This is a genomic window from Deinococcota bacterium (assembly GCA_030858465.1).
Taxonomy (GTDB): Bacteria; Deinococcota; Deinococci; order Deinococcales; family Trueperaceae; genus JALZLY01.
The window spans coordinates 1-6,682 of record JALZLY010000269.1 but is presented as its reverse complement, the minus strand read 5'-3'; the positions used below and the strand labels follow the sequence as shown (position 1 = coordinate 6,682).

Genomic DNA, 6,682 nt, shown 5'->3' with positions numbered 1-6,682 from the left:
AAGGCCAGCCCTGACTTTTTGCAGGACTTCGACCCCGAAAGCCTGCTGGCCATGACGGTCGGCGCGCTCACGTTCCTAGAGGCCAAAAGACCCGAGGAGCTGTCGGTACGCGTCTTCAACCCGAGCTATCAGGCTGACGGCTGGGAGTCCCCCTATACCGTCGTCCAGCTCGCCCTGTCGGACCGCCCCTTCATCGTCGACTCGGTGAGGGCCGAGGTGCGCCGTCAGGGCGCCGAACTCCAGCACTTCCTCCACCCTATCTTCAACTTAGAGCGCAAAGGCGGCAAGGTCGCGCGGCTCCTGCCGCCGCAGGAGCCGGGCAGCTTGGAGGCCTTCGAGATCTTTTTCGTCGAGCGGATCGACGAGGAGAGCAGGCACAGAGAGCTCGAGGCCGAGCTCAGGCGGGTGCTCGGCGACCTCATCTTGGCGACCGACGATTTTCGGGCCATGCGCGAGCAGGTGAGCCGCGTGAGGGGCTACCTGAACGACCTGCGCGCCCGCTTGGAGAAGGGCGGAGCGCAGCAAGAGCGCGCCGAGGACCTGCTCGAGTACGAGCGCTTTCTCGCCTGGCTGGACGCGGGCAACTTCATCTACTTGGGCTACCGCGAGTACGATATCCAGGTCGCGGACGGCGAGCGCTCCCTGAAGCTCGACGAGGGATCCGGTTTGGGCATCTTGCGCAAGACCTTTCGCAGCGCCTACCAGGAGCCCACGCCGCTCGCCGAGATCTCCGCGGCGCTGAGGGAGCGCATCACCGGCGGGCCGCTCCTCATCGTCACCAAGTCCAACGCCGAGTCCACCGTGCACCGGCCGGTCAGGATGGACTATATCGGCGTCAAGAAGCTGGACGAGAGCTGGGAGGTGAGGGGTGAGCGGCGCATCCTCGGGCTGTTTACCTCCAAGGCGCTGTCCACACCCGTCGAGGAGACGCCCATCTTGCGCCGCAAGCTCAAGCAGGTGCTCGAGCTCGACGGCGCCACCCTGGGCTCGCACGACTACAAGCAGATCGTCAGCATCTTCAACTCGATGCCCCGCGAGGGGCTCTTCTGGGCCGACCCCGAAAGCCTCCACCGCGAGATCCGCACCATCATGGGCATGCAGCAGGAGCGGGGCGTGCGCCTGACCGTCCGGCCCGATCCGCTGGCGCGCGGTCTGGCGGTCATGGTCATCATGCCGCGCAGCCGCTTCAACGCCCAGGTGCGGCGGCGCATCCAGGACCTGCTGAGCGAGCGCTTCGGCGCGCAGCACGTCGACTACCAGCTGTCGATGGGCGAGGACGAGGAGCAGGTGCGCTTCCACTTCTTCCTGATCACCAATGAGGACTACAGCCACTTCGACCTGGCGGCTCTGGAGCGCGACGTCTCCGAACTCACCCGTAGCTGGCAGGACCGCCTCTTGGAGCGCCTCGTCGCCGCGCACGGCGAGGTCCAGGGCCGCCGCCTGGCCGAGAGCTACGAAGAGGCCTTTAGCGAGGGCTACCGAGCGGCCAACGGCGCGGGCGCGGCCTTGCGCGATATCGACAACCTAGAGCAGCTGGCCGAGGAGTTCCGCGTCGACCTCGTCAACCCCGTCGAGGCGCGCTACCGCGACCCGGCCACCCACCTGAAGATCTACCACCGCCGCGACAGCCTCATCCTGAGCGACATCATGCCGCTTTTGGAGAACCTGGGCCTCAAGGTGCTCGAGCAGATCTCCTACGGCGTCAGCAAGCGCGAGGGCAAGAAGGCCGCTGAAACGCGCTGCGGCATCGACGTCTTTCGGGTGCAGGACAGCCTTGAGGAGCCCCTCGACATCCGTCGGCACGAGGCGCGCTTGGTCGAGACCGTGCTCGCGCTCCTCTTTGGGCGCGGCGAGAACGACCGCTTGAACCGGCTCGTCTTGGCGGCGGGCCTGAGCTGGCGGCAGGTCGCTCTCCTGCGCGCGCTGCAAGCCTACTACGCGCAAATCGACGCGGTGACGAGCCGGCGCTTTCTGATCGACACCATGCTCAACCACCCCGCCGCCGCCGCGGCCGTCTACCGCGCCTTCGAGGCCAAGTTCAAGCCGGACATCGAGGCGCGCGAGACGCGCATGAAAGGGGCGCGCGAGGCCTTTTTCGACTCCCTCGGCGCGGTCTCCTCCCTGGCCGAGGACCGCAGCCTGCGCGGCGTCTTCAACGTCACCCAAGCCGCGGTGCGCAGCAACTTTTTCGAGGACAAGCCCTATATCAGCCTGAAGATCGCCTCGCATGACATCGAGACCATGCCCGAGCCCCGGCCGCTGTTCGAGATCACGGTGATGGCCGCCAACGTCGAGGGCGTCCACCTGCGCGGCGGCATGGTGGCGCGCGGCGGCATCCGCTGGAGCGACCGCCCCGACGACTTCCGCACCGAGGTCTTAGGCCTCATGAAGACGCAGATGACCAAGAACGCCGTCATCGTGCCGGTGGGCTCGAAGGGCGGCTTCGTCTTGAAGGGCGCGCCCAGCGACCCGGCGGCCCTGCGCGACTACGTCGTCGAGGGCTACAAGACCTTCATCCGCGGCCTCTTGGATCTGACCGACAACATCACAGGCGGCGAGATCGTCCACCCCGACGGCCTGGTCATCCATGACCAGCCCGACGCCTACCTGGTGGTCGCCGCCGACAAGGGCACGGCCAGCTTCAGCGACATCGCCAACGAACTCTCGGCGGAGTACGGCTTCTGGCTTGGCGACGCCTTTGCTTCGGGCGGTTCGCAGGGTTACGACCACAAAAAGGAAGGCATCACCGCGAGAGGCGCCTGGGAGTGCGTGGCACGGCATTTTCGCGAGATGGCTGTGGACGTTCGCGCCCAGGGCTTCACGGTGGCCGGCATCGGCGACATGGCGGGCGACGTCTTCGGCAACGGCATGCTCTATTCGGACAAGATCCGGCTCCAGGCGGCTTTCAACCACCAGCACGTCTTTTTGGACCCCGACCCCGACGCCGCCAAAGCCTATGGGGAGCGCAAGCGCCTGTTCGAGACGCCGCGCTCGAGCTGGCAGGACTACGACAGGAGCCTGATTTCCACGGGCGGCGGCGTCTTCGCGCGCCACGCCAAGAGCATTAGCCTGAGCCCGGAAGCGCAGGAGATGCTGGGCGTCGAGCGCGACAGCCTGAGCGGCCAGGACCTGGTCAGGGCGGTGCTCAAGATGCCCGTGGATCTCCTCTGGAACGGGGGCATCGGCACCTACGTCAAGTCAGCCAGCGAGCGTCACAGCGAGGTGGGCGACTCCAGCAACGACGCGGTGCGCATAGACGCTTCCGAGTTGCGCGCCCAGGTGGTGGGTGAGGGCGGCAACCTGGGCTTCACTCAGCTCGCCCGCGTCGAGTACGCGCTCTCGGGCGGGCGCATCAACACCGACGCCATCGACAACTCCGCCGGCGTGGACATGAGCGATCACGAGGTCAACATCAAGATCCTGCTCGAGCCGCTGGTCCGGAGCGGCGATCTGAGCCTGAGGCAGCGCAACCGCCTCCTGGAGGACATGACCGCCGAGGTGAGCCGGCTCGTCTTGCACAACAACTACAGCCAGTCGCTGTGCCTCTCGCTGTCGCAGCGGCGCAGCCGCGGCGATGTCTTCCTGTTCGAGTCGCTGCTGCAGTACTTGGAGGAGCGCGGCGGCCTCGCTCCCAAGGTCGAGTTCCTGCCCTCGCACAAGGAGGTCGTGGAGCGGGCCAAGAGCGGCCGCGGCCTCAGCCGGCCCGAGCTGGCCATCTTGCTCGCCTACACCAAGATGGGCATCTATAGGCGCCTCTTGGAGACCGACTTTCCCGACGAGCCCTACTTCCAGCACTACCTCTACGACTACTTCCCAGGGGCGGTGCGGGAGCGCTTTGCTCAGGCCGTCAAAGAGCACCGGCTGCGCCGCGAGATCGTCGCCACCCAGTTCACCAACAAGGTCGTGGACCTCCTGGGCGAGACCTTCGTCCACCGCTCGATCCGCGACACCGGCGCCAGCCCGGTCGAGGTCATCCGCGCCGCCCTGGTGGTCCTGGAGGTGCTCGAGGTCGAGCCCTTCTTGGCGGCCATCTTCGCGCTCGACAACGAGGTAGCTGCCGAAGCGCAGTACGACGCCATCGGCGAACTGGTCAAGACCGTCGAGGACGTCAGCCACTGGATGCTCCTGACGGGCGCCGACATGTCCTCGCTGGCCGCGCTGATCGAGGCCTACCGCGGCCCTTTGCGCGAGCTGCGCGGCGCTCTGGTGGCGTTGCTGCCGGGGCGCGAGCGCGACAATGTCGCGGCGGCGCAGCGGCGCTTCGAGGAGGCCGGCTTTGGCGCCGACCTCGCCGCCGCGGTGGCCGGGCTCGAGTACCTGCCGAGCGCCATGAACGTGATCGACGCCGGCCAGGCCGCCGGGGTGAGCCTGGAGGAGGCGGGCCGGGCTTACTACCTCATCGGCGACCGGCTTCATCTCGGCTGGCTGCGCGACAGCCTGCGCGCGGTGCCCACCGAGAGCAAGTGGGAGAAGATCGCCCTGGGCGGCCTGGTCATGGAGCTCAGGCAGGTGCAGCGCCAGCTCGCCATCCACCACCTGGTGGCCAAGCAGGCCGGGAAGGGAGAGAACCCGCTCGACTTTTTGGAGACCCAGCACCGCCTGCTCGCGCGCTACGACAGCGCGGTCGCAGAGGCACGCGGCGAGGAGGGGCTCAGCCTGGCGAGCGGCGAGGTCTTGGCGCGGCTGCTGGCGCAGATGGTGGCGAGCAGCGCCCGGCCTGCGGGGAATCGACCATAGCAAATCAAAAATTGAGAACCGGCGTCAGGCGGGCTGGCGCGGGTTGGGATGGTCGAAGAAGGCCCGAACGATACCGTCGAGCTGCCACAGGCCTGTCTCCGTCGCCCTCAACTGGACGCCCTCGAGCTCGAGCAGCCCCTCCCCTACCAGGCGCGCGATGAGCGGGCGGTAGTGCCCCAGGACGGGAAAGCTCGAGCGCCTTGCCAGCTCGCCTAAGTCCACGCCCCGGCGGGTGCGCAGCCCGGCCATGAGCGCGTCCTCGGCAAAGGCCTGGGGGCTCACCGGGATGCGCTCGGCTGCTTCGCCCGCCAGCCAGCCCTTGATGCCGCGGTTCACCCGCCGCTCGGGCGGCGCGCCGGGCACAAAGGCCGAGGCCGAGGGGCCCAGCGCCAGGTAGTGGTCCATGCGCCAGTAGGCCTGGTTGTGCCGCGACTCGTGGCCGGGGCGAGCGTGGCTCGAGACCTCGTAGCGCCTGAGGCCGTAGCCTGCCAGAACCTCGCCCGCCAGCGCGTAGTCGGCGGCCTCCCTGTCCGGATCCACGGCGACGCCTCGCCGGTGGAAGGGGGTGTTCTCCTCGATGGTCAGCGTGTAGACGCTGACGTGAGGCACGCCGGTGGCGGCGAGCGCGTGCAGGTCCTTTGCCGCGTCTTGCCCAGGGTTCGCGTCGCCCCCCGAAGGGACGGCGGTGATGAGGTCGGCGGAGACCTCGAAGCCCGCCGCCAGGGCCATCTCGACGGCCGCGAGCCCTTCTTCGCCGTTATGGCGCCGGCCCAGGAACCCTAGCACGCCGTCCTGCGTCGATTGCAGGCCGATCGACAGGCGGCTCACGCCGAGCGCCCTGAAGGTCTCGAGCCGCGCCCCGTCGAAGGTCAGCGGGTCGGCCTCGAGCGTCGTCTCCTCACGGGCCGGCCAGCCCCAGGTCTTTTCAAAAAGACCGACCACGCGCGCCAGCTCCTCGTCGCTGAGCACGGAGGGGGTGCCGCCGCCCAGGTAGATGGTGTCGAGCGTTGTGGGGAACTCCGCGTGGAGGGCTCGAGCCTCCTCCTCGAGGCGCCCCAGATAGGCCTCGACCAGGCCGCCTCCACGCTTCATCTTGTGAAAGTCGCAGTAGGGGCAGATGATTGGGCAGAAGGGCACGTGGAGGTAGAGCGAGCGGGGCACGTTGACAGTCTACAGGCGTGCTCGCTTATGTGCAGTTATGTACAGTTATGTACAGTTATGTACAGTGTTGGATACAGTGTTGGATACAGTGTTGGAAGTCCGGGTTGGAAGTCCGGGTTGGAAGTCCGGCTACGCGAAGAGGCCACCGGATGCCCTGGTTCTAAAAGCATCGGGTGAGCGCTTTGAGCGGCTTATGACCGCTGTCTAGGTTGTGTTGACATTGTGGGTAAGCCCCGCCTCTTCCGGGCGCTCGAATCCAAACATCCGCTCGAGCCGCTCGATGTTGGGGACGCTCTCACGGGTGCTCGTGGTTCCTTGCGATGACTTCGTAGCTGGCGTAGACACGCGGGTGCTAGACTAGGGCGTGACTCTTTTGACGCCGCAGAGGCTCCTTACACCCCAGCAGTACTTGGCCTTCGAGGATCAGGCGAGCGAACGTCATGAGTACGTCGATGGCGTGGTATACGCCCTCCCCGGTGAATCGCTCGAGCACAACGAGGTGGCCGGCGCCCTCTACACGCTGCTGCGAGCGCAGGCGCGGGGCAGGGGTTGCCGGGTGGCGTTTGAAGGCGTCAAGCTCTGGATTGCAAGCTCAAACCGCTACTACTACCCGGACGTGATGGTGCTCTGCGATCCGCGCGACACCGACCCCAAAATCTTCCAGTACCCGTGCTTTATCGCCGAGGTCCTTTCGCCCAGCACCGAGGCCACCGACCGGCGCGAGAAGTTGCAGGCCTACAGGACCATCGAGACGTTGCAAGGCTACCTGATGATCGACCCGCGC

General features: G+C 66.9%; 3 protein-coding genes. 2 read left to right on the top strand and 1 reads right to left on the bottom strand.

Annotated features, from left to right (window positions below; translation table 11 throughout):
• Positions 1-4,737, top strand: a 4,737-nt coding sequence (locus tag M3498_13600; protein ID MDQ3460311.1) for an NAD-glutamate dehydrogenase, incomplete at its 5' end; no start/stop codon positions are given.
• A gap of 24 nt (positions 4,738-4,761) precedes the next feature.
• On the opposite strand, the gene M3498_13595 is transcribed toward M3498_13600, so the two are convergent.
• Positions 4,762-5,898, bottom strand: coding sequence for a coproporphyrinogen III oxidase family protein (locus tag M3498_13595; protein MDQ3460310.1), 1,137 nt, complete (start codon positions 5,896-5,898; stop codon positions 4,762-4,764).
• A 364-nt stretch (positions 5,899-6,262) separates the two neighbouring features.
• On the opposite strand from M3498_13595, the gene M3498_13590 reads away from it, so the two are divergent.
• On the top strand, positions 6,263-6,682 hold a 420-nt coding region (locus M3498_13590; protein MDQ3460309.1), incomplete at its 3' end, for a Uma2 family endonuclease.